Source organism: Alkalibacterium sp. AK22 (assembly GCF_000585255.1).
Classification (GTDB): Bacteria; Bacillota; Bacilli; order Lactobacillales; family Carnobacteriaceae_A; genus Alkalibacterium.
Genome location: NZ_JANL01000042.1, coordinates 282,864 through 301,674 on the forward strand (window position 1 = coordinate 282,864; position 18,811 = coordinate 301,674).

Below are 18,811 nucleotides of genomic sequence, written 5' to 3' on the forward strand. Positions count from 1 at the left end.
TTCACTCGTCTAGTAGCCTGTCTAACAATAAGCCACGTTTTTACATTAGGTCCATTAATTGAAACAAAAAAACAAGTATGGGTCTTTTTAAAAGACCCATACTTGTTGCTGCACATTTTATTTATCATCAGGATCATTAAATTTTGAGCCAAATAGCCACTTGCCTTTGATTAACCGAATACCGATAAACATATTCCAAGAACCAATTAACAGTCCTGCTCCGCCTATAATGGGATCATGAAAAACAATAAACAGCGATAGCAAGACAATCACAGTCCCTATTGTCAGCAAAAAAATACCATGGTTTTTTCCCATATTACGCACTCTTTTCTTTTTAAATTAAATAACGAAAGCTCAATGCATCTGCATTGAGCTTCGATTCAGCACGCTTTAAGCGCATATACAGCAGATTTGTCTAATTTTATAAATGAGGCCAATCACCTCAAAATTCAGGTCAGAATCTGCTTTTTAACTGGGCTACTAGGATTCGAACCTAGGAATGGCGAGACCAAAACCCGCTGCCTTACCACTTGGCTATAGCCCAATAAAGGGCGACTGATGGGGTTCGAACCCACGAATGCCGAGACCACAACCCGGTGCGTTAACCACTTCGCCACAATCGCCATATTTCTATATAAATTATAACTTAACTACCTCATAAAAGTCATGCCTATTTCAGTTTTAGAGGTAAACAGGGGTAGCAGGAGTTGAACCCACATCGATGGTTTTGGAGACCATAGTTTTACCATTAAACTATACCCCTAAAATGGAGGGAGTAGGATTCGAACCTACGAACCCGAAGGAGCGGATTTACAGTCCGCCGCGTTTAGCCACTTCGCTATCCCTCCATAAGAAACATGGCGCTGGACAGAGTCGAACTGCCGACACACGGAGCTTCAATCCGTTGCTCTACCAACTGAGCTACAGCGCCTTGTAAATGACCCCTACGGGATTCGAACCCGTGTTACCGCCGTGAAAGGGCGGTGTCTTAACCGCTTGACCAAGGGGCCTTATTAAAAACGGAGAATGAGGGATTCGAACCCTCGATACGGAAAAACCGTATACACGCTTTCCAGGCGTGCTCCTTCAGCCACTCGGACAATTCTCCACTATAAAACTCCGCAAGCAGGGCTCGAACCTGCGACAACACGATTAACAGTCGTGCGCTCTACCAACTGAGCTATTGCGGAATACGATGTCTTGCACCAACTCTTATATCATAGCACGGCGCAGTAATAAAGTCAATAAGACTCTAGCAAAAAAGTATGATTTTCTTAACTCTCCTCTCTCTTTACCGGTATCAATGCACGGACAAAACCGGGTCTGACGTTTACCTCAAGAGGAAAAGCCGGGCCTTTTTCACCATCCATCGCTGCGTACATAGGCTTATTTTCAATCACAATATGAGCCTGTTCAAAGGACTTAATCACTGCATGAGAGGACTGTACTCCTATGTCATCCCTCAGCAAGTCTGACAGGATATGCAATTTTTCCCTTATACTGGTCTGATCGATTAATAGCATATACAAGCGCCCGTCATCCATGTGAGCTTTCTCAAAAAAGTGCGGTATGCCCGAGATACTGTGAGAGACACCAATAAGCATCAAACTGACCTGCCTTGTAAAACTCTGACCATCAAGGTCAACTCGCACTGTATACGGCTCTTCGTCCTTTAATGCTCTAAGGCCTTCCATAAAGTAAGCAAGCGATCCGTATTTTTCTTTCATTTCATCAGAGACTGTCCACACAGTCGCCGGTACCGTGCCCGAAGAAAGTGAGCTTAAAAAAAGCCGGCCGTTCACTTCGCCGACGTCGCACGCTTTTATTTTACTTTGAATCAGCTGGTCTACAACATTTTCCACTGGAAGCTGCAGCCCCATTCCCTTTGCGACATTATTCACCGTGCCGGTCGGAATGATTCCAATCACAGGCAAATTGGCCATCTGGTTCAGTGTATTCAGCACCTTGGAAACCGTTCCGTCACCTCCAATTATGATGAGCCGATCGGCTTCAGTTTCAGAAGCATAACGGGTGAAATCAGCAATATCGCTTTCTTTTTGTGTCAGCCTGATTTCGCACTGCCACCCGGCTTCCTGAAATTTTTCTTGAGCATAGAGTGCATATGCTTCTCCACTCTTTTTTCCGGATGATGGATTAGTTAGTAAGACTGCTTTTATGATCTTAATCGCCCCTATTCTGCTTTTTTAGCTTGGCAATGGGGGCAGAGACCGTATATTTCCAGCCGGTGAGACGCCACTTCAAAGCCTGTCAAGTTACTGGCAACGACTTCGACATCGTCCAAACCGGGGTAGTAAATATCTTCTATTTTCCCACATTCAGAACAGATCGCATGATAATGTTCTGTCGAGGCAAAGTCAAAACGGCTAGAACTATCTCCGTACATCATCTCTTTGACGAGTCCAAGATCTGTAAACAGTCTGAGGTTATTGTAAACGGTAGCCACACTCATACTTGGAAAACGACTTTCCAAGGCTTTGTAAATTTCGTCAGCAGTCGGGTGGCTGTCTTGGTCAATTAGAAATTCGAGGATAGCATGTCTTTGTGGGGTAATTCTAATGTTGTTTAATTTTAGACGTTCAATGGATTGTTCGACTAAATAACTCATATTATCAATCCTTTAACTTGTTTTCTTACTCTCTACTCAAATGATACAGTCTTCCTTCTTTTTTTGCAACAATATGTCAAAGCTGTTCCTGATTTTTATTAAAGATGCCATTCTTTTGTAGTATAATGGTACCATTATAAATCGAAAGCAGTGAATTAAACTTTATGAAAATTGGAGCTCGCACGTTCAAAACCAGTATAGCTGTATTTTTATCTTTATTGATCCCCATTACACTCGGCTTTGACGAGAGTGCCTCGCTGGCGGGAATATCTGTTGTAGCTTCTATGCAGCCATCTGTCAAAAAATCTTTCCAGACACTGAAAGACCGGTTAATGGCTAACACTATCGGTGGTTTTGTGGCTGTATTGATGGCAAGTGCTTTCGGTAGTTCACTTCTCGTCATCAGCTTTGCAACCGCCATTCTGATAGCTATTTTGCATCAAATGAAACTCAATAATGTGATTGGATTATCGACGATGACTCTAATCATCATCATGCTTTCGACCAATGGTGATATTATAGAAAATGCTACTATACGTGTTCTGGCCACCTTTGTCGGTGTCGTCGTAGCCTTTGGCGTCAATCGGATGGTCATGCCGCCTAATTATGAGGAAAAACTATTTCAGCTCACTAATGTTGTCACAGACGATCTGACCCGATTTATCCGAGTTAGCCTGAGAAAAAATGTTCAATACTCTCTAATGCGCTCTGACCTTGTTTCTATTGAGCAGTCTATTACTGAAATGAAGAAGATGATGACACTGCTCAAAGATACCCAGTGGGATCGCTGGTTCAGACAGAAAGAGATTTCTGTGACTCGACTTCTAGTCGTTTACCGGCAGTTTATTCGAACAACCGAATCAGCGTATTTTCTCGTAAGGACACTTCATCAGTCAGAGAATGTATACAATCACTTTCCAGAAGAGTTGCGTGTCCTGTTGAGAGAACGCCTCGAAACTCTAATGTCTGCACATGAACAAATCATTTTGAAGTGGAATGGTCGCGTACTGCCCAAAGAGGTAAATTTTATTGCTTACAAATCTGATTTAAGACAGACCTTTATGAGTTCCTTTTTCAATGAAGCCAGTTTGGAGTCCTACCTTGAAAACGACTATGGCCAAAGTAATACTGTGATCCATTTAATGTCAGCTGTATTAGATTATGAAGAGAACCTTCAGCATTTGAACAAGCTGGTCAGTAGTTTCAAAACTAATCATAAAGATGATATCTCAACGGTCAATACTTTACATTGAAGAACAAACCTCTTTCGACCGCATGCACAACTGTCTTCTTTGCCCGACACAATTTAATCAACCTAGACAGAAAAAGCTTCCATCAAGAAGTACTGCCTTGATGGAAGCTTTTTAATTTTATTGCTGTAAGGTTGCACTCAGGCTGGAATCAATAATTTCAGACACCAGCTGATGTCCTTGAGCATTCAGAGTAAGAGACTCCCCGTCAAAATAAGTTCCTGTCCCTTCTGCTTCTGCTTGCTCCATAAAGACAGAATGGACAGGTATAACTGTCAGCTGTCGGTTTTCGGCGAGCTGTCTCATCCGGTTAAGGTAACTTTGATAATCCAGTGAACGGGAATTCATCTGACCGATTTGATCGATCATAGGGTAAGGCTCAATCAGCACAACCTGAGTATTTTCGATTTCTCCCAGACGATTCAAAATAAAAGTCATATATTCCTCTGTTTCGGACAGGCCGATGTCCCTAATTTGATCAGGTAAAGCTGGCATACCATAAAAAACAAAAGCCGGCTCTTCAGTTACTACAGACTGGACAGTCTGCTGAATATACAGCTCATACGAATCTAAATCAGGATATGTAAAATCAGTCACAGCCAATTCAGCTGTTGCCTGTGCCTGTAATTGTTCCAGTACTAGCTGGGTCCAGTCTGCTTCCATGTCAATATCGGCATAAAAAGCAATTTTAGTTTCTTCTTCTAAAAGAGACTGATAGTCGATTCGCTCATAAAGCGATAAAGTATCCAGTCTGCTCTCGTAAGCTGACAGCACATCAGTACCGCTTTGACTTGCCTGGTCATCCTCTTCTTCCAGTTCGTTTAACTCATGTGTATCTGAGTCCAGCTGATCTTCATGCATCTCATCTCGCTGACTTGCTGCATAGCGTGTACCGAATAAAATAACGAGCACGCAGGCTAAAGCCAGAAGAGGAATGGTAACGATACTCTTCTTCATAATTACTTTCCTTTCTATGTAAAATGGCTATACTCATCCTAAACATAAGGAAACAGTAGAAGTTAATCGCTCGCTTCTACTGTTCTTCTCAACACAATCAATTTTTACCTGTCAGTTGCTTGTAACGGTCATACCAGAGGTCGACATAACCTTCTGAAAAAGGGCCTTTTTCTTCATTGATCCATTCCACAAGAATTTTTATATGCTCTTTAAGAATCAGATCGATTTCGTCCGGATAATCCCATTTCTTGCCGTGCTCTTCGTATTCGTCCACATCTAGCAAACGCTTTTCACCGTCAGGGAAGACTTTGACGTCCAGATCGTAGTCTATATACTTAGCACCTTCTTCGTCGATCAGAAAAGGAGAAGCCATATTGCAGTAATAAGAAACGCCCTTCTGCCTGATCATCGTAACGATATTGAACCAGTAATGTTTGTGGAAATACACAAGTGCCGGTTCTCTCGTTTTCCACCGTCTGCCGTCTGACTCGATAACAAGCGTGTGATCGTTGCATCCGATCAAAGCATTTTCTGTAGTCTTGAGTACCATTGTATCGCGCCATGTACGATGCAGACTTCCATCATGCTTGTAACTCTTGATTGTGATGAACTCCCCTTCTTTTGGAAACTTCATCTTCTTACCAACTCTCTAATCATTTAGATGTAAGTACAGCGTGTTTCTAAATCTCACGATTCATTATAGCATAAAAATTGTATTAAAAAAGAATGATTAAGCTAATTACAAGCGAATCGGTCAAAATAGTGTAATCTTCGTGATTAGATCCCAGACTTTTTGTGTAGGCACAGGGAATGGATGACGGTCGAATGCATCCGGATGAATATAATGTAATTCCCTGCTTCCAGGTGATTCATTGAGTATCATCCCTTCATAGATGTCAAGCTGCCATTTTAAATGAGAGAAAATATGGGTACACTTCCCTTTTCTTTCATTTTTTATGTTTACCTCAAGTCCGTATTCCTGCTTAAGATATCTGGTAAGAGTTTCTAGCTCATTAGCTTCTATAACAGACGGGTCCTGGTGAAATTCTTTCCAGTTTTTCTGCCTTAACAGACTTCTGTCGACCATTATAAAAACGAGCATGCCTGAGAGAACACCTTTGGATCCTCTCTTCTCAAAAGCATATTCTCCTTGGTTATTAATCAGGCCTAAAACGATATACTCCTCTTCTGTCTGTTTTGTTTTGGATTTTTTAACCGGGTAATTTTTCCAGCTGTCGTTAAGGTAAGAGGCATTAAAATCCCGCACTGGGCTGGTTTCTGGATGATAATTCTTAGGTGTACAAACAGTAGCTCCCAAATCCATCAGGGCCTGATTAAAGTCTCCCGGACGGTCTGGGTCAATGAGTAGACGAATCATTTCCTCAAAAACCTTACGACTCGAGGCTTTACCAATATCCAGATCGATTTCAAACAGTCGGCTCAATACACGCATGACATTTCCATCTACCGCTGGTTCAGGCTGGTTGAAAGCAATACTGCTGACTGCACCTGCAGTATAAGGACCGATTCCTTTCAGTTTGAGGATTTGCTTGTGTTCAGTTGGAAATAACCCGCCATATTCATTCATGACCTGGTTGGCAGCCACCTTCATATTTCTTACCCTTGAATAATATCCCAGCCCTTCCCAGAGTTTTAGTAAAACGTCTTCCGGGGCTTCAGCCAGATCTTTTATCGTTGGCAAAGTACCGATAAAGCGTTCGTAATAAGGAATGACCGTGTTGACTTGAGTTTGCTGGAGCATGATTTCAGATACCCAGATACAATAGGGATCAGATGTCTGCCGCCATGGCAAATCTCTTTTTTGCTTATCGTACCAGGTCAGCAGTCTCTGTCGAAACGCCTCGATTTTTCCCTCTTCCCACATAGCGATATTATATTTGTCTAGTAAATTATTTTTTGTTGTATCTTTAGTCAATATGATTCCTCTTTTTCCTGTATAAATTGGTCAATAAGCTCTGTCGGATAGCGCTTGGAATAAAGATAAGCCTTTGTTTTCTGTTTTAAATCATAACCTGAATATTTACGGGCGTACCGGGTCCATGCTTTTTCTCCCTGCATTTTCAATGCGTCGTACTCTTCTGATTCTGAAAGATCCGTATCTAATTCATCAATTGTCCGTTGGGTGATATCCTGATCAAAACCCTTGAGCATAAGCTGCTCTCTGATTTTCTGGCTGATTTCTATACTTGATTTGTTGCGCTGGCGTTTGCCGACTTTCTCTGCCAGCTTTAAAGCATTCTCTTCCTGCAATTCAAGGCTGTATTCATCTAGACCTGCTAGGACATTGGCTTTGGACAGACCTTTGGCGAAAAGGGCCCGCTCAACCTTTTTTGGCCCCTCAAGTTTTAACAAGCTGTTTGTTCTTACGAAACTCTTTGCATAGGCTTCATCATCAATCAGGCGATGAGTCTTAAGTTTGTCTATAATGGGATCGATTGTTTCGTATTCTTTGTCAACCAAATAGTCAATAATTTCTTTTTCAGAGCGCATCTTGAAATTTAAATAGTGAAGAGCGGCCTGGTAGCCTTTGCTCAACTCTCCTTTTTCCTTTAATTCGTCGATGTCTGCTTTGGTTAACTCTTTCCCTTTGACCAGACGATGCTGAACAAGCAGATTATCATCGACAGGAAAGGCATATTCGTCATTGATAAAAATATTAAACCGGTTTTTAGCCTTTTGTGCTTGGACCTTCGTAATGATGTACGTACCGACAGCTTGGTTTGTCATCTCAGAAGACAAGTCTTTTTTATTTTCCTTAGTTTTTCTAAGCCCAGCTGAATGGTCCTCTTGTTTAACTTTAGGTTCCTGTTTGGTCAGTTCAATCAGGTTAGGTTTGTCCTTTGAATCTGTTTCTTCAGATCTGTATTCAGTCATCGGCTTCCCTCCTGTTTTGTCTACCAGTATAGCATTTTTTTCTACTGACTTTAATCCCCCTGGTCTTGCTTTCACTTGTATGAGTACTTTTATTTTAAACTTATAAAATAAAAAATGCAGTCACTTGGGCATCATCTGCCGAAAATGACTAGCATAATTCTCGTGGAAGCACACACAAAGAAGCCGTAAAGCTGACTGCTCCGGCTTCTTTGTGTGCTTATACATTAAGCTGTTTAATCAGATTGTTTTATCCGGATTAAGTGATTTTTCAACTTCATTGCCTACAGTGTCACCTTTAGCTTTTTCTGCCACTTTAGCTTCATCCAGTTCATCACGCAATGGACGGTCCTTAATGTAACCTAAAGGCGCAGATGTATCTGGGGATACGACATGATCATGGGCTGGATCTGATCCTATTCTTTCTTTGGCTTTATTGTCTGGTCTTTTAAGCTCATTATTCTTGCTCATCAAATCCCTCTCTCCGTTTTATCCGTTAATAACTATTCCACCATTTACATGAATAGTCTGACCCGTGACATAACTGGAATCATCTGACGCAAGGTATACATATGCTGGAGCAAGTTCATACGCCTCACCAGGCCGCTTAAGTGCCCCATCTTTCCCCCAGCCATCCAGTTCCTCTTCTGGAAACGTGGCTGGAATCAGAGGGGTCCAGATTGGTCCAGGTGCCACAGAATTGACTCTTATTTTTTTATCTGTGATGTGCTGATTCTGAGCCAGAGAACGCGTAAACGCTACTCGGGCCCCATTCGTTCCTGAATAATCCATCAAATTGGGATTACCCTTATAGGCGGTAATTGATGAAGTATTAATGATTGACCCGCCATCCGGCATATGTGGCAGAACTGCCTTGATAAAATAGATCATCCCGAATACATTGGTACGGTAAGTCCGGTCTACCTGATCAGCGGTAATATCAAGAATGCTGGACTGGAACATCTGCTCACCTGCATGGTTGACCAGAATGTCAATTCCGGACCACTGCTGACTGATTTCCTCCGCCACCGATTGAGCAAAGGATTCGTCCCCGACATCTCCTTTGAAAACCAGTACTTCGGCACCCAGTTCTTTTAACCGGTTTTCAGTCCGTTTGGCATCATCATCCGATGAATGGTAAACAAACGCCACTCGAGCTCCTTCTTTGGCGAAAAGAATAGCCGTAGCCGCTCCTATGCCTGAATCCCCTCCAGTAATCAACGCACGCTTCCCTTTAAGCTTGCCTGCTGGGATATACGCATCTGATTCGATTTGAGGTTCCCGGCGCATATTATGGGACTGATCGTCAATAAAGTAATCTTTTTTTGGCTGTTGCGTCTTGATTTTATCATTAGTCAAAACTCTTCGCTCCTTACCTTATTTTTCTGATGTCATGCCAGCTTCTTCCGACTTCTCTGGATAGTTGGCGTCGGTATCCGGCGCTTGCGTTTCTTCTGACGGTTCTTTCTCGTCTTTCTCATCCGTATTGAGCGGGCTAACAGCTTCGGGTTTCACTACTCCCTGAGCTACTGTGTTCCCATATCCATGTTCAGATTCTTCTGCATCAACTGTTTTTTCCTGCCCAGTTAAATCAGGATCCTCCTCTTCATTGTTTTTCAGTTCATCATTTTCTGTTGAAGACATTCCCTCATCCTTTGATGACTGTTTATCCTCACTAGAAGTGATTGCCTCTTTTTCTTTTTCTTTTCTTGTATCATCAGCCTGACTGGGATCGATTTCGTCACTCAAATTTTCCTTATCTGTTTCAGATGTCCGGACTTTTTTTGGATCGACATTTTCTTGTCTATGTGTTTGCTTATTGTCCTCCATTTTTTCCTGTTCCTCCTCTAAAATTTCTTCATTTAAATCTGACAGTTCCGTGTTACTGGGAGCATCGCTATGAGCCAGAAGGATGATTTCTCCGTCTCTTAATGCGTCCATATAGTGTATAGACTGCTCATGTGACACACCGTACTCCTCCAATACAGAGTGGGAAGCGTTGCTGTCGTAGGAATTAAATGAGAAGGTTTCTCTTATTTTTTCCCAAACACTTTCTTCTTCCACCTCTACTTTATCGATTCGAACCTCTTTAAACGTATTAATCTTTTTTTCATAATCGTTATGCTTGTCCATGACCAGAGCCAGTTCATCAGGAGTATAGCCTTCATCTTCCACTAGATTTTTAATTACCTCGACAGCTTCTTTTTCGTCGATAAATGTCCCGATGATATGCCAATCCATTTCCTCACCCTTTCATTGCTTAATTTTAAATCGTTTTTGTCTGTCAATCCTATCATTCATGTTATCATTGTCTTATTCACTTGTAAAAGAATATGAACTTTGATACGAATCCAGATGACACGTTCAAACAGCTGTAACAAGAATAAAAATTAGCTAATAATTATTAATATTGTATAAATACCGCTGTTATTTTATGACTTATTAGAATCGTTCTATAATAAGATAATGATAAGAGAAAAAATTAAAGTAAAAAAATAATAATCAGCGGAAAATTTGCTAATAAAAATCAAAAAAACATATGTTTTTTATGCATAACTTGTTTTATTTCAGAAGAATTATGGTATATTTAACATATAACATGTTATCTAATATAGGACGATAGGAAGGAATGTGTCTTATGAAAAATAGTCAGGAAAAGAAAGAGGCACTTAAAGAAGAGCGCATTAACAAGCTGAAAGAGCTTACCAGCCAAGCAATGAACTACCGTTATCTGATACAGGACCAATTGACAGATGCTATTACAGCCGGTAATGAACAGCAGCTCGAAGAGACTCTCGATCTGATCGACACGGAAAAAGTACTGAATAATCTTGGAGCGGATAATGAAGCGGACCTGATAGAGAAGCTGAAGAGTCACTTGGTTACGGTCAACACGTATGCAAGGATTGCGGCCAAAAACGGAGGTGTCCTCCCTCTTTATCTGCATTTAATCTATGAGCGTTTTTCCATGATCATTGATGATGCAGATTCAGTTGACTACCTTGTCAAACATGTCTATTTTGAAATCTACCGAGAATATTGTCATTCAGTCGTGCATTTTTCTAGCTCCGGTTATTCAGCGGTCATGAAGGAAATCGTCAGCTACATTACTGAAAACCTTACCGGAGAACTGACTCTGACCAACATTGCTTCAATATATGGTATGCACCCGGTACACCTTGCAAGAAAATTCAAGCAGGAAACCGGTAATACCTTTATCGGCTATGTCAATCAGCAGCGTGTATATCTGGCGAAGTACTATTTCCACTTGGGTGAACATCAGCTCAGTGAAGTAGCCAACCTGGCAGGATTCAACAGCCACTCCTACTTTACCAAGGTATTCAAGAAAATTACTGGTAAGACACCAACCAAATACCTGAAAGAACTGCCTGAATGTGAAAAAGTCTAAACCTGATCACAATAAAAAGGATGCCTTAGTGGCATCCTTTTTATTGTCTGTCCAAACTCAAACCCAATTAACTTTTTCAGCCGCTGCATAGTTGCTGCTAAGTTTTTCAGAATTGCCTCTGCACTGGGAAAATTCTATGAGCATAGAGGCCTGGATTGTCTCTTTAATTATATAATCCATGCGGGCATTCATAGGGGCAACCAGTGGATGGTCCCCTGTTATTTTAACTGACACAGATAAAGTCTTAAACGAATTCTTTAGTTGAACAGTATATCCGCCGAACGCTTTATTGGCACAAACGGTTGCTTTTGTCCCTAGATAAGAAGCAAAACGATGTTCTTTCTCACCATCATGGTAGACAGCAATATTCCCTTGGCTGCTCCATCGCCCTTTTTCAAGCAAAGCTACCGCTAAAAAAAGTGAGGCTCTGGGATTTTCCTTAAAATGATTACATTGTGCCCAAACGTAGCGTGAAGGAAAGGAATGCCCCCTGTCTTTTTCGATATAGCCTCTGCCGTCCTGAACACTTATCCTTTCCCCATTAAGATAGACCCAGCCGGTAACCTTATGATTCATGCTGACAATATTATGGGAACACGGCATACGAACATATTCAAGGGGTCCCATGATGGTTGGAGCAAAAAAAGATTGCTTAACTGGAGAGAATATGCCAAAACTCAAATTGAGCCGGATGCGGTTATCCCCATCATCCAGACTTGCCTTGACTCCCTTTTCACTCAGTACAACGTTTGGCAGCAGAACAGTTTCCGGATAGCCGACAGTATCAAAAGCAGATCTTGGATACGTGAGTTTTCCGCTCCATTGACTGTGCTTGTAACTAATATTGTACTGTATGAAGGACTCGTTTTCTGAAAAATGCGCCACTCCCGGAATCAGCGCAATTGAAAGCTCATTTTTTGGATCTGTACATTTGACATACCAGCCCTCAAAGTAATTATCATACTTGTTGTTGCCCTGAAACAGAAACCGGTCTGACATGATGCTCACTCCTTATTCAGTGCTTCTAGTAACAGACTTTCTCTAGGATATCCAATGTCCAGCTCTTCAACGTCACCTGTCCATTCAACGGCTTTTGCATGCTCAAATCCCTTCTTATAAAAGCCAATAGTAAACGTCCGGTTAGCCTTAACTGCTTCGCTGAAGACTTGGCCGGTGTCAGCCTCAAGTCCAGAGGGGATATCCAGTGCTACGATTTCTGCACCACTGGCATTGATACATTGGATAGCCTCCAGATAAGAACCTGCAACGGCTCTATTAAGCCCGATTCCGAATATGGCGTCAACAATAATCCAGTCGCCTGCCTCTGTACTTGCTAACCCGTCCTCCTTCTCAGGTACTTTAAGATTTCTTATAATAGTGAGTTGTGTCTGTTCCTCCTCTGTTGCAAATGAAAAGTCCCCGACTAAGTTGACAGCAACGTGTCTCCCTGCCTGATAAAGAAGTCTGGCAACCGCCAGACCATCGCCTCCATTATTTCCTGTTCCACAGTAAATTAAAAAAGCTTTCTTTGGATAATACTCTGACAGTTTTGCTGTTATTGCTAAAGCGGCTCTTTCCATTAAAACCATTGAAGGAATACCTATTTCTTCTATAGTATAGCGGTCGATTGCCTTAATTTCGGACGCGCTCAGGCTTCTCATGCAATAAACCCCTTTCATTAATATACGTCAGTATAGCAAAAAAGGAGTCTGTAAGTATACAAACTCCCCTCTATTGTCAGCTATTTAATATGTCTGTCAGCAAATCCGGATTGAACTGCCTGTCTTTCAGCATTTGAATTTCATGCTTATATGGTGCCTTCTTACTTTTTTTATCTTCACCAACGTAAGGCGTTTCTAAAATTTTAGGAAGCCGTGCTAGCTTGGGGTGATGCACGACATGAGACAGAGCTTCAAAGCCAATTTCGCCAAATCCAATATTGGCATGCCGGTCCTTGGCTGCTCCCTGAATGTTTTTGGAATCATTAACATGAATGACTTTGAGCTTGTCCAAGCCAATGATCTGGTCAAAAGTTTCTAGGACGCCATCAAAATCTTCTCTAACGTTATAGCCGGCATCATGAATATGACATGTATCAAGCGTGACAGAAACTTTATCCTTGAGTTCAACTTTTTCAATAATCTGTGCCAGTTCTTCAAATGAACGTCCGATTTCTGTACCTTTGCCTGCCATTGTCTCGAGAGCAATCTGCAGCTTCTGTTCTTCATGCAACATTTCATTCAGCCCCTGGGCAATCTGATCGATAGCTGGTTCGACGCCTGCTCCCACGTGAGCTCCCGGATGCATGGTCATTTGCGTAGCACCCAGTGCTTCTGCCCGTCTGATTTCTTCTTTCATAAATTCAACAGCAAAAGCATAATTCTCTTTCTTGATTGTATTACCTAAATTAATGATATAAGGGGCGTGTACGACGATATCAGCAACCTCTATGCCATTTTCAGACATAAAGGCCTGTCCGGCTACGATGTTCATTTCTTCTATTGCTTTACGCCGGGTGTTTTGAGGCGCTCCTGTATAAATCATGAAGGTGCCAGCATTATAGCCAGCCGCCTCCTTTGCTGCACCAAGCAGCATATCTTTCCCTTTCATTGATACGTGTGACCCTAGTAAAACCATGTTATTCCTCCATTTTTTCTTCTGTCTGCAGTGACAGTTTCAGCTCGTCAAGCTGCGGCTGAGATACAACTGACGGTGCATTGGTCAATGGATCCATTGCTTTTCCGTTTTTAGGGAAAGCAATCACTTCTCTAATATTTTCTTCGTCTGCCAAAATCATGACCAGTCGGTCCAGTCCAAAAGCAATTCCGCCATGCGGTGGAAAACCGTAGTCAAGGGCGTCGAGCAAGAAGCCAAATTGACTTTCCGCTTCCTCTTGAGTAAAGCCAAGAGCCTTGAACATATCTTCCTGCAGTTCTCTGGTGTGAATTCTTAAAGACCCCCCACCGATTTCATAACCGTTCAAGACGACATCATAAGCTTCTGCCATCGCTTTTTCTGGACTAGTTTTTAATAATGGAATATCCTTTTCCGCAGGCATGGTAAACGGATGATGGGCAGCGTTATATCTGCCTTCCTCTTCATCATACTCAAGCAGTGGCCACTCGATAATCCAGGCAAATTTCAGCTGGTTCTGATCAATCAGTCCGAGCTCTTTACCTAAATGATTTCTCAATGCTCCCAAAGCATCGTAAACAACTTTAGCTGAATCTGCGACAAACAAAAGCAAATCTCCAGCTTCGGCTTCCATCTTGCTCAATATGGCAGCCTGCTGATCTTCATCACTGAAAAATTTAGATATCGGCCCAGTCAACCCTTCTGCTGTTACTTTCATCCAGGCAAGGCCTTTAGCACCATAGATTTTAGCTACCGCCTCCAAAGCATCGATATTCTTACGTGAGTACTGCGCAGCTGCTCCCTTGACAGTCAGTCCTTTAACAAGCCCTCCCGTTTCGATTGCAGAAGAAAAGACTTTGAATGAGGAAGACTGAGCAACCTCTTTCAAGTCGATCAGTTCCATGTCAAATCGCAAGTCAGGCTTGTCACTACCGAAACGGTCCAAAGCTTCTTGGTGCGTGAGTCTTGGGAAAGGCGTATTTATCTCTACCCCTTTGACGTCTTTGACAAGCTTGACAAACAACTCTTCCATCAGCGACTGAATGTCTTCTTTATCGGTAAAGCTTGTTTCGATATCGACCTGCGTAAATTCAGGCTGTCTGTCACCACGCAGATCTTCATCACGAAAACAGCGGACAATCTGATAGTACTTATCGTAGCCGGAACTCATCAGCAATTGCTTAAACAGCTGAGGTGACTGTGGCAAGGCAAAAAATTTGCCTGAGTTTACTCTGGAAGGCACGAGGTAGTCCCTAGCTCCTTCTGGCGTAGACTTGGTTAGGTAAGGTGTCTCAATATCTAGGAACCCTTTGCTATCTAAGAAGTCTCTAAAGGCTTTTTTTACATTATGTCTCATTTTAATGTTCTTTTGCATACGTGGGCGCTTAAGGTCCAAATAGCGGTATTTCAACCGTAAATCATCCGAGACTTCGCCTGAATCGCTTATGTCAAAAACAGGTGTCTTAGACGCACTCAATATTTCGATTGAATGGGCTACCAGTTCAACTGAGCCAGTCGCCAATTCCTGATTTACTTGACCATCTGCACGGGCGACTATTTCTCCTGTGACGGATACAATATATTCAGACCGGACACTGTCCGCTGTCTTTAACGCTTCCGGACTGATTGCGTCATTAAAGACAACCTGGAGGATGCCTTCCCGGTCTCTTAAATCAATAAAAATCATGCCACCTAAGTCACGTCTTTTTTGAACCCATCCCTTGACCGTTATTGTCTGTGATTCATGTTCTGTTCTTACTTCTCCGCAGTACATTGATCGTTTCATGCTGTCATTCTCCTTTTTCTAATTTAAGAATCAGTTCTTTATATGTTCTTGTGAAATCGGCATAAAGCTTTTCAAGTGAGACTTCAGCTTGCTTGCCTGTTGTCAGATTTTTCACTTTGACCACATTTGTCACTATCTCAGCATCTCCAAATGTAAAGACCAGACGGGCATTCATCTTGTCCGCTGTCTTAAACTGCTTGGCCGGCTTTCTGTTCATAAATTCGCGCTCGACTGCCAGTCCATTGTGTCTTAGATGGTACGCCAAGCGATTCGCTGCACGGTCCGCCTGCTCGCCGATAGTCACAATAAAGGCATCCAGCTGACTCATTTCAGGGAATGGATAGTCCATATGATCCAATAGCAGAATAAGCCGTTCAAGTCCACAGCCAAAGCCGAATGCTGGTGTGTCTGGAACTGATTTCCCTCCAACTTCTTCTACAAGCCCGTCATACCGTCCGCCGGCACAGATTGTGGCATTTGCCCCAAATTTGGGATTAGTCGTAATGACTTCAAAAATTGTATCATTATAATAATCCAGTCCTCTAACCATATTTGTATCAATGATATAAGGAATATTCAGATCACTCAGCATCTCCTTGACAGCCTCAAAGTGACGCCTGGATTCCTCATCGAGATAATCTAGAATCGAAGGAGCTCCTTTGACAATGGCCTGATCGCCCTTGTCTTTGCTGTCCAGAACACGAAGCGGATTTTTGTACAGACGCTCTTTTGAGTCCCTACTCAGTTGGTCGAAGTGCGGCTCCAGAAAAGCAATCAGCGCTTTTCTATACTCTTTTCTGGATTCTTTGCTGCCCAGAGAGTTGATGACTAACTTCAAGTCACTGATTTCGTACTGTTTAAACAGATCCATTGCTAAAACCATTGTTTCGACATCTGTTGCAGGATTGCGGCTGCCAAAAACTTCGACACCTAGCTGATGAAACTGTCTCTGCCTTCCACTTTGTGGACGTTCGTATCGAAACATTGGCCCGGTGTAGAAAAGTTTAACAGGTTTGTGATGTTCAGGACCATACAGTTTGTTCTCGACATAAGCTCTGACTACTCCTGCAGTTCCCTCCGGCCTCAAGGCGATATGGCGGTCTCCTTTATCTTTAAAGTCATACATTTCCTTGGTCACGATATCACTGGTTTCCCCTACTCCCCGGGCAAACAGTTCCAGTTGCTCGAACATTGGCGTTCTAATTTCTTTGAATTGATACGTGTGCAAAACAGCCTTTGCTTTTTCTTCAACAAACTGCCACTTATTCGTGTCAATAGGCAGCAAATCAGCTGTACCTTTCAATTTCTGATAGACCATTTCTTTTCCTCCTATTCAAAAAATATCTGTAAAATAAAAAAAGCCTTTCTCTGTTCATATGAACAGAGAAAGGACGTGTCAGCTTTTCACGCGGTGCCACCTTCATTCAGAAAATGCCTGGGCATTTTCTCTTGACAGATTTAACGCTCTCACGTGACAAGTCTCCTCATCAATCCTCTAAGGTGTCATTCCATCAGCCTACCTAGATCCCTCTCAGCCGGGGAGGATCCTCTCTACAAAGCGGCTCGATGTGCAGTTCTCAGTACGGATAGTATACTATTTCAAGTCTTTTTTTAGCTTACTAGAAAGTATCTACAAAGTCAACAGGACAGATATCTTGCAAACCTTTACACTTTGTATAGTATTTCAACCTGATCCGGCGTATAATAAAAAGAGCTGGATTGAACATTTATATTATTAGTGCATTGTCAAGTAAATAGTTATCGCATATAATAGGACTATCTTAATAATTAAAAAAGGAGGTGCCTCATGAAAGAGAGAGACTTACATAAGCCGTTCAGCAAACGGGTTTTTCTTTTCATCGTTCTGGCCTTGTTTGCACTAATGATTGGTTCGCTGGCAGCTTTAGCCAACGAAAATAAGGTTACCGTGATGACCAGTACCCTTAATGTCCGTTACGGACCTGGTTTGTCACATGAGATTTTAACCCAAGTACATGAAGAGGACTCATTGAATATATTAGGAGAAGAAAATCAGTGGTACAAAGTTCGCCTTTCCAATAACAATATAGGCTGGGTCGCTAGCTGGCTGGTCGAAAATGAGGAAGTTTCAGCGGACACAAGGGCTAATGGACGCATCAGCGGAAATCAGGTTAATATTAGACAATTTTCTTCAGCCGATTCTCCTGTCTTGGGCACCGTCAACATGAATGAAGAATACCAAATTTTGTATACAGAAGGCGACTGGGTACAGATTTTATATGGCGGCCGGGTAGCCTGGATCCATGCAAATTACATTGAACGCCTTGACAGCACGGTCATTGCTGCATCGTCAGAGGAAACAAACGGACATCAGATTCGAATCGGTATGAATCCAACAAATATACGGTCCAGTCCAGATGCTAATGCGCCTTTAGTCCAGACCGTCAGCTCGGTTGAAACATACATGGTAATCGGAGAAGAAAACAGCTGGTATGAAATCGAACTGTCTGATGGCTCTACTGCCTTCGTCGCTAGCTGGCTCACCGAACCCGTAACGGATGAAAATGAGGCTAGCGCGCAATCCAGTCAAGCAGCTGCTCTTCCGGCCACACACCTTTCAGAAGCGACTATCGTCATTGATGCTGGACACGGCGGCCACGATCCTGGTGCCGTAGCCAAAACTGGTTTTACGGAAGCGGACATTGCACTGGCAACGTCTCTCAAAATTGCTGAAAACTTGCGTACAGCAGGAGCAAATGTCATCATGACTCGAACAGATGATACCTTTGTGACCTTGAATGACCGAGTGTATTATGCTCACCGGGCTCATGCCGATGCTTTTATCAGTATCCACTACGATGCCGTTGATATTCCAAACTCGATGTCTGGAACGACCACCTATTACTACTCAGAAAATGAAAGAGAACTGGCAGATACGATCAATCACTATCTTATTCAAAATGGACCACTGAGAAACAACGGAGTCAGACATGGCAACTACTTTGTACTGAACAGTAACCACCGACCGTCCATACTACTAGAACTGGGATATATGAACCATGATCATGATATTACTCTGATTAACACAGCTCACTACCATCAGACAATAGCGGATGCCGTCTATTACGGACTGTCATCCTACTTCTCACCTTAGTATTGAATAGATAATTTAAAAGGCAGCAGAAGCGGTAATTGGTGATATGCTCCCCTTATAGTAGACAGAGAAATAATAAAAATTCTCTGACACTATAAAGGGAGTTTTTGCCATGTCTAAAAGA

The 18,811-nt window shown here is 42.3% G+C and carries 18 protein-coding genes and 8 tRNA genes; 3 read left to right on the forward strand and 23 right to left on the reverse strand.

Going from position 1 to position 18,811, the window contains the following annotated elements; genetic code table 11:
- Positions 1 to 117: 117 nt before the first annotated feature.
- The 11 genes from ADIAL_RS10720 to ADIAL_RS10770 form a co-directional block, all read right to left on the reverse strand.
- A complete protein-coding gene (locus ADIAL_RS10720; RefSeq protein WP_034303413.1) occupies positions 118 to 315 on the reverse strand; it encodes a hypothetical protein in 198 nt (65 codons plus the stop codon).
- Positions 316 to 472: 157 nt separating this feature from the next.
- A tRNA-Gln gene (locus ADIAL_RS10725) sits at positions 473 to 544 on the reverse strand.
- 6 nt (positions 545 to 550) lie between these two features.
- Positions 551 to 623 (reverse strand) — tRNA-His (locus ADIAL_RS10730).
- 69 nt (positions 624 to 692) lie between these two features.
- A tRNA-Trp gene (locus ADIAL_RS10735) sits at positions 693 to 763 on the reverse strand.
- A 4-nt stretch (positions 764 to 767) separates the two neighbouring features.
- Positions 768 to 848, reverse strand: a tRNA-Tyr gene (locus tag ADIAL_RS10740).
- 10 nt (positions 849 to 858) lie between these two features.
- Positions 859 to 931 (reverse strand) — tRNA-Phe (locus ADIAL_RS10745).
- Positions 932 to 938: 7 nt separating this feature from the next.
- A tRNA-Glu gene (locus ADIAL_RS10750) sits at positions 939 to 1,010 on the reverse strand.
- 10 nt (positions 1,011 to 1,020) lie between these two features.
- Positions 1,021 to 1,108 (reverse strand) — tRNA-Ser (locus ADIAL_RS10755).
- Between the two features lie 9 nt (positions 1,109 to 1,117).
- Positions 1,118 to 1,190, reverse strand: a tRNA-Asn gene (locus tag ADIAL_RS10760).
- 84 nt (positions 1,191 to 1,274) lie between these two features.
- Positions 1,275 to 2,195: a diacylglycerol/lipid kinase family protein gene (locus ADIAL_RS10765; RefSeq protein WP_081757812.1), complete on the reverse strand. Its 921-nt coding sequence runs from the start codon at positions 2,193 to 2,195 to the stop codon at positions 1,275 to 1,277.
- Entirely contained in the window at positions 2,192 to 2,626 is a 435-nt protein-coding gene (locus tag ADIAL_RS10770; RefSeq protein ID WP_034303417.1) for a Fur family transcriptional regulator, read from the reverse strand. The genes ADIAL_RS10765 and ADIAL_RS10770 overlap by 4 nt, the downstream gene beginning before the upstream one ends.
- A 164-nt stretch (positions 2,627 to 2,790) precedes the next feature.
- Here ADIAL_RS10770 and ADIAL_RS10775 point away from each other — a divergent pair, with 164 nt between their 5' ends.
- A complete protein-coding gene (locus ADIAL_RS10775) occupies positions 2,791 to 3,879 on the forward strand; it encodes an FUSC family protein (protein WP_034303419.1) in 1,089 nt (362 codons plus the stop codon).
- A gap of 117 nt (positions 3,880 to 3,996) precedes the next feature.
- Here ADIAL_RS10775 and ADIAL_RS10780 read toward each other — a convergent pair whose 3' ends face one another.
- From ADIAL_RS10780 to ADIAL_RS10810, 7 genes are all read right to left on the reverse strand, one after another.
- Entirely contained in the window at positions 3,997 to 4,833 is an 837-nt protein-coding gene (locus tag ADIAL_RS10780) for a hypothetical protein (protein ID WP_034303421.1), read from the reverse strand.
- A 97-nt stretch (positions 4,834 to 4,930) separates the two neighbouring features.
- Positions 4,931 to 5,467, reverse strand: coding sequence for a nucleoside tri-diphosphate phosphatase (gene ntdP, locus ADIAL_RS10785; protein ID WP_034303422.1), 537 nt, complete (start codon positions 5,465 to 5,467; stop codon positions 4,931 to 4,933).
- Positions 5,468 to 5,587: 120 nt separating this feature from the next.
- Positions 5,588 to 6,718 (reverse strand): A/G-specific adenine glycosylase, encoded by a 1,131-nt coding sequence (gene mutY / locus ADIAL_RS10790; RefSeq protein ID WP_034303508.1) that lies wholly within the window; start codon positions 6,716 to 6,718, stop codon positions 5,588 to 5,590.
- A 47-nt stretch (positions 6,719 to 6,765) separates the two neighbouring features.
- Positions 6,766 to 7,728: a recombination regulator RecX gene (gene recX / locus ADIAL_RS10795; protein WP_051503867.1), complete on the reverse strand. Its 963-nt coding sequence runs from the start codon at positions 7,726 to 7,728 to the stop codon at positions 6,766 to 6,768.
- Between the two features lie 237 nt (positions 7,729 to 7,965).
- On the reverse strand, positions 7,966 to 8,196 hold the full coding sequence (locus ADIAL_RS10800; protein WP_034303423.1) for a hypothetical protein: 231 nt from the start codon (positions 8,194 to 8,196) through the stop codon (positions 7,966 to 7,968).
- 18 nt (positions 8,197 to 8,214) lie between these two features.
- Entirely contained in the window at positions 8,215 to 9,084 is an 870-nt protein-coding gene (locus ADIAL_RS10805) for an SDR family oxidoreductase (RefSeq protein WP_231492174.1), read from the reverse strand.
- A gap of 18 nt (positions 9,085 to 9,102) precedes the next feature.
- Positions 9,103 to 9,966 (reverse strand): general stress protein, encoded by an 864-nt coding sequence (locus ADIAL_RS10810; protein ID WP_034303425.1) that lies wholly within the window; start codon positions 9,964 to 9,966, stop codon positions 9,103 to 9,105.
- 397 nt (positions 9,967 to 10,363) lie between these two features.
- Here ADIAL_RS10810 and ADIAL_RS10815 point away from each other — a divergent pair, with 397 nt between their 5' ends.
- Positions 10,364 to 11,134 carry an AraC family transcriptional regulator gene (locus tag ADIAL_RS10815; protein ID WP_231492176.1) on the forward strand — a complete coding sequence of 257 codons (771 nt, stop codon included), beginning with the start codon at positions 10,364 to 10,366 and terminating at the stop codon, positions 11,132 to 11,134.
- 57 nt (positions 11,135 to 11,191) lie between these two features.
- On the opposite strand, the gene ADIAL_RS10820 is transcribed toward ADIAL_RS10815, so the two are convergent.
- The 5 genes from ADIAL_RS10820 to hisS form a co-directional block, all read right to left on the reverse strand.
- Complete coding sequence (locus ADIAL_RS10820; RefSeq protein WP_034303430.1) at positions 11,192 to 12,133, reverse strand: tocopherol cyclase family protein; 942 nt, start codon at positions 12,131 to 12,133, stop codon at positions 11,192 to 11,194.
- A gap of 5 nt (positions 12,134 to 12,138) precedes the next feature.
- Entirely contained in the window at positions 12,139 to 12,795 is a 657-nt protein-coding gene (locus tag ADIAL_RS10825) for an NAD(P)H-hydrate epimerase (RefSeq protein WP_051503868.1), read from the reverse strand.
- 76 nt (positions 12,796 to 12,871) lie between these two features.
- The gene (locus ADIAL_RS10830; protein ID WP_034303432.1) at positions 12,872 to 13,771 is read right to left on the reverse strand and encodes a deoxyribonuclease IV; all 900 of its coding nucleotides are present in this window, start codon (positions 13,769 to 13,771) and stop codon (positions 12,872 to 12,874) included.
- A 1-nt stretch (position 13,772) separates the two neighbouring features.
- On the reverse strand, positions 13,773 to 15,554 hold the full coding sequence (gene aspS, locus ADIAL_RS10835) for an aspartate--tRNA ligase (protein ID WP_034303435.1): 1,782 nt from the start codon (positions 15,552 to 15,554) through the stop codon (positions 13,773 to 13,775).
- A gap of 4 nt (positions 15,555 to 15,558) precedes the next feature.
- Entirely contained in the window at positions 15,559 to 16,872 is a 1,314-nt protein-coding gene (gene hisS, locus ADIAL_RS10840) for a histidine--tRNA ligase (protein ID WP_034303436.1), read from the reverse strand.
- 489 nt (positions 16,873 to 17,361) lie between these two features.
- On the opposite strand from hisS, the gene ADIAL_RS10845 reads away from it, so the two are divergent.
- The gene (locus tag ADIAL_RS10845) at positions 17,362 to 18,687 is read left to right on the forward strand and encodes an N-acetylmuramoyl-L-alanine amidase (protein ID WP_034303437.1); all 1,326 of its coding nucleotides are present in this window, start codon (positions 17,362 to 17,364) and stop codon (positions 18,685 to 18,687) included.
- The last annotated feature ends 124 nt before the right edge of the window (positions 18,688 to 18,811 follow it).